This window comes from Microbacterium sp. (assembly GCF_031178525.1).
Taxonomy (GTDB): domain Bacteria; phylum Actinomycetota; class Actinomycetes; order Actinomycetales; family Microbacteriaceae; genus Microbacterium.
The window spans coordinates 1-4070 of the sequence record NZ_JAPSJA010000205.1; the positions used below are offsets into that span (position 1 = coordinate 1).

A 4070-nucleotide genomic window follows, 5' to 3' on the forward strand; every position below is an offset into this window, starting at 1 on the left:
ACCTCGTGCTCCATATGACCGACGCTTCCGGATCCGCGCTGCCGCGGGAGGACGATCAGCGCATGCTCGAGCGCTGGGCCGACGAGGGCACGGCGGCCGGCGCGCTCGGTCCGGGCGCCCCCGTCGCGGGTCCCGAGCAGGCGAAGTCCGTCGCGGTGCGCGACGGCAGGGCGCTCGTGACCGACGGCCCCTTCCCCGAGTTCAAGGAGTGGTTCGCCGGCTACGACGTGATCGAGGCGGCGTCGATCGACGAGGCGGCCGCGCTCATGGCCAAGCACCCCACCGCGATCGCAGGGCGGCTGTACATCCTCCCCGTCGTGAAGCTGCCCTGGGAGCAGGACGCATGAGCGGGACGGCGGAGTTCACCGGCGCGCCGCCGGTCGCCGACCTCGCCACGTGGCAGGCGGCGCGCGAAGAGCTGCTGCGGCGCGAGAAGGCGCACACGCGCGAGGGCGACGCGATCGCCGCGGCGCGCCGACGCCTGCCGATGGTCGAGATCGACGGCACGCTCGAGGTCACGGGGCCGAGCGGCCCGGTGCCGTTCCTGGCGCTGTTCGAGGGGCGCGAGGAGCTGCTCGTGTACCGGCACATGTGGCACGACGGCGCACCGACGCAGGGCCAGTGCGAGGGCTGCACGCTGTCGGCGTGGCACCTGCGCGACGCGGTGTATCTCCACGCGAGAGGGGTGTCGTTCGCGATCCTGTGCGAGGGGCCGTGGGAGGAGATCGCGCCGTTCCTCGCGTTCATGGGCTACACGCAGCCCTGGTACTCGGTGCGCGGGCTCCCCGAGCCGCTGGGCGGCGAGATGGGCCACCTCACGGTGTTCCTGCGCCGCGGCGAGCGGGTGTTCCTCACCTACGACACGACCGGTCGCGGTGTCGAGGTCGCGGACACCCAGCTGCGCCTGCTGGATCTCACCCCGTATGGCCGCGGCGAGGTTTGGGAGGACGCGCCCGACGGGTGGCCCCGGGGTCGCGAGGCCTGCTGGTACTGGCGCACGGATCACACCGGCGCCCGGCCTGACGACGCGGCGACGACCCGGCCCGTCCCGCAGTGGACGCGTCCGGGAGCCGGCCCCGTCGACCATCTGGGCCGCCACGCTCATCACCACTGACCCATGAGCGCCGCGCTCCGCTGATTCGCGCCACCGGCGCCGCGCCCCGCTCGTCAGCCGGGCGGCGGCGCCGTGCTCGCGCGCACGATGAGCTCGGTCCCGACGATCGTGACCTGCGGATCCACCGGCGGCCCTGATCGGACGAGCTCCAGCGCGGACGTGACGCATCGCCGGCCGACGTCCGTGAAGTCCTGGTGCACCGATGTCAGCGGCGGCGCGTACCCACGCCCGTCGGCCGTGTCGTCGAACCCCACGACGCTCACGTCGTGCGGCACGCGCCTGCCGACCTCGGCGAGCGCGCGGTACAGGCCGAGGGCCATCTGGTCGTTCGAGCAGAACACGGCCGTGCACTGCGGATCGGCCGCGAGGGCGCGCCCTGCGCTGTACCCCGACTCCACGCTCCAGTCGCCCCGCTCGATCGCCGGCACCTCCCGTCCCGCCTCCTGCAGGGCCGCACGCCACCCCTCGATGCGCCGCGCCGCGGGCCGTGAGTCCTCCGGGCCGGCGAGATGGTGCACCGTGCGGTGGCCGAGGCCGAGCAGGTGCTCGGTCGCCTGCCGGGCGCCGCCCGCCTGATCCGTGTCGACGATGACCCGCGCCTCGGGGACGTCGGGATCCATGTACACGACCGGCACGCCCGGCGGCAGCATCTCCGCGGCATGCACGAGCATCGGCGCCTCCATGTTCAGGATGAGCGCGTCGACCGTGAGCTCCTGCAGTCTCGAGAACACCCGGTCCATGCCCGCCTGGCTCGTGGCGTGCACGGGGATGAGCGTGGTCGCGTACCCCTCGGCGGCCGCCGACAGGGCGATGGCCTCGATCGTGCGGACGTCGCCGAGTGTGGACAGGGTGTGCGAGAGCACGCCGAGCGTCCGGAACGAGCCGAGCTTGAGCGCGCGGGCGGCGCTGTTGGGACGGTAGCCGAGCTCGTTCATGGCGCGGATGACGCGCTGGCGCGTCTCGGGCACGACGGCGTCGGTGCCGTTCGCGACCCGCGAGACGGTCTGCATCGACACCCCGGCGCGCGCGGCGACGTCGGCCATCGACACGCGGCGGGTCCCGCGGCGCACCCGGTTGTCAGACATGGTGGCATCACCGTATCGCGTCCGGCGGTCTTGCGAATGCGCGCGGTATGTGATGATGTTTGCGTAAACATCCGGAGCGGCCGGACGCGAGGAGGCGAGCTGCAGCCATGACGACGACGTCAGCACCGATAGCGGTCACGGGACCTGTCAGGCCCCCCGCGCGTCGCACCCGGCATGCGGGCGGGCGATGGACCGGATGGGGATTCCTCGCGCCGTTCGCGCTCGTGTTCGTCCTCGTGTTCATCGCGCCGATCCTGTACGCGCTGTGGCTGAGCCTGTTCCGCAACCAGCTCGTGGGCGGCAACGCGTTCGTGGGCCTCGACAACTACGTCGCGGCGTTCGGCGACGCGGCGTTCTGGGCCGGCGTGATCCGGGTGGGGCTGTTCCTTCTCATCCAGGTGCCGATCATGCTGTTCCTGTCGCTGCTCGCCGCGCTCGCGATCGACAGCGGGCGCCTGTACGGCGCCGGGTTCTTCCGGCTGGCGATCTTCCTGCCCTATGCCGTGCCCGCCGTCGTGGCGGCCCTGATGTGGGGCTTCATGTACGGCACGCGCTTCGGCCTGGTCGGCAACATCAACGACTTCTTCGGCATCCAGCTGCCCAACCTGCTCTCGCCCGAGCTCGTGCTCGCCTCGATCGGCAACATCGTCACCTGGGAGTTCCTGGGCTACAACATGCTCATCTTCTACTCGGCGCTGCGCGTCATCCCCACCTCGCTCTACGAGGCGGCCGCCATCGACGGCGCCAGCCAGTTCCGGATCATCCGCGCGATCAAGCTCCCGGCGATCCGCGGGTCGCTGGTGGTGGCGACCATCTTCTCGATCATCGGCAGCTTCCAGCTGTTCAACGAGCCGAGCATCATGCAGTCACTCGCGCCCAACGCGATCACCACGTCGTTCACGCCCAACCTCTACGCGTACAACCTGGCCTTCACGGGGCAGCAGCTCAACTACTCGGCCACGGTCGCGATCATCATGGGCCTGATCACGATGATCATCGCCTACGTCGTGCAGCTGCGCGGGATGCGGAAGGCCGACTGACATGACGACGACCCGCCTTCTCACCGTCTCCCCCGCGGCCACGCGCCGCCGCCCCCACGGCACCGTGGACAAGCCGCGCCGCAGCATCCTGCTCACGGTGCTCACGGGCATCGCGCTGGTGTACTCGCTGATCCCGCTGATCTGGCTGTTCATCAACGCCTCCAAGACGCAGAGCGACCTGTTCAGCAGCTTCGGGCTGTGGTTCGGCGACGAGTTCGTCCTGTTCGACAACATCGGCCGCGCCCTCACCTACGACGACGGCATCTTCCTGCGGTGGTTCGGCAACACGCTGCTCTACGTCGTGGTCGGCGCCGGCGGCGCGACCCTGCTGGCCGTGCTCGGCGGCTACGCGCTGGCGAAGTACGACTTCCCCGGCAAGCGCGCCGTGTTCGCCGTGATCATCGGAGCCGTCGCCGTGCCCGGCACCGCGCTGGCCGTGCCGACGTTCCTCATGTTCAGCTCCATGGGCCTGACGGACACGCCGTGGTCGGTCATCATCCCGTCGCTCATCTCGCCGTTCGGCCTCTACCTGATGTGGACGTTCGCGAGCGAGGCCGTGCCGACCGAGCTCATGGAGGCCGCGCGGATCGACGGAGCGAGCGAGCTGCGCATCTTCGGCCAGGTGGCGCTGCGACTGCTGGCCCCCGGCTTCGTCACGGTGCTGCTGTTCACCATGGTGGCCACGTGGAACAACTACTTCCTGCCGCTCATCATGCTGCGCGACCCCGACTGGTATCCGCTCATCATCGGTCTGAACCAGTGGAACGCGCAGGCGGCGACAGCGGGCGGCACGGCGATCTTCGATCTCGTCCTGACCGGATCGCTGCTCAC

At 70.5% G+C, this 4070-nt stretch carries 5 protein-coding genes; 4 read left to right on the forward strand and 1 reads right to left on the reverse strand.

Going from position 1 to position 4070, the window contains the following annotated elements:
- Together RIF89_RS11555 and RIF89_RS11560 are read left to right on the forward strand one after the other, a co-directional pair.
- Positions 1-347 (forward strand): YciI family protein (locus tag RIF89_RS11555; protein WP_309069258.1); only part of this gene is annotated, 347 nt, incomplete at its 5' end.
- Positions 344-1114, forward strand: coding sequence for a DUF899 family protein (locus RIF89_RS11560; RefSeq protein WP_309069259.1), 771 nt, complete (start codon positions 344-346; stop codon positions 1112-1114). The genes RIF89_RS11555 and RIF89_RS11560, both read left to right, overlap by 4 nt.
- Before the next feature lie 53 nt (positions 1115-1167).
- Here the strand turns inward: RIF89_RS11560 and RIF89_RS11565 are convergent, their stop codons facing one another.
- A complete protein-coding gene (locus RIF89_RS11565; protein WP_309069260.1) occupies positions 1168-2199 on the reverse strand; it encodes a LacI family DNA-binding transcriptional regulator in 1032 nt (343 codons plus the stop codon).
- Positions 2200-2306: 107 nt separating this feature from the next.
- On the opposite strand from RIF89_RS11565, the gene RIF89_RS11570 reads away from it, so the two are divergent.
- Both RIF89_RS11570 and RIF89_RS11575 read left to right on the forward strand, forming a co-directional pair.
- Positions 2307-3239, forward strand: a complete 933-nt coding sequence (locus tag RIF89_RS11570) for a sugar ABC transporter permease (RefSeq protein ID WP_309069261.1) — start codon at positions 2307-2309, stop codon at positions 3237-3239.
- A 1-nt stretch (position 3240) separates the two neighbouring features.
- On the forward strand, positions 3241-4070 hold an 830-nt coding region (locus RIF89_RS11575; RefSeq protein WP_309069262.1), incomplete at its 3' end, for a carbohydrate ABC transporter permease.

What these genes read in the sequence shown, in the direction of transcription:
- RIF89_RS11560 (WP_309069259.1), top strand. Translation starts at nt 344, where the DNA reads ATGAGCGGGACGGCGGAGTTCACCGGCGCGCCGCCGGTCGCCGACCTC.
- RIF89_RS11565 (WP_309069260.1), bottom strand. Translation starts at nt 2,199, where the DNA reads ATGTCTGACAACCGGGTGCGCCGCGGGACCCGCCGCGTGTCGATGGCC.
- RIF89_RS11570 (WP_309069261.1), top strand. Translation starts at nt 2,307, where the DNA reads ATGACGACGACGTCAGCACCGATAGCGGTCACGGGACCTGTCAGGCCC.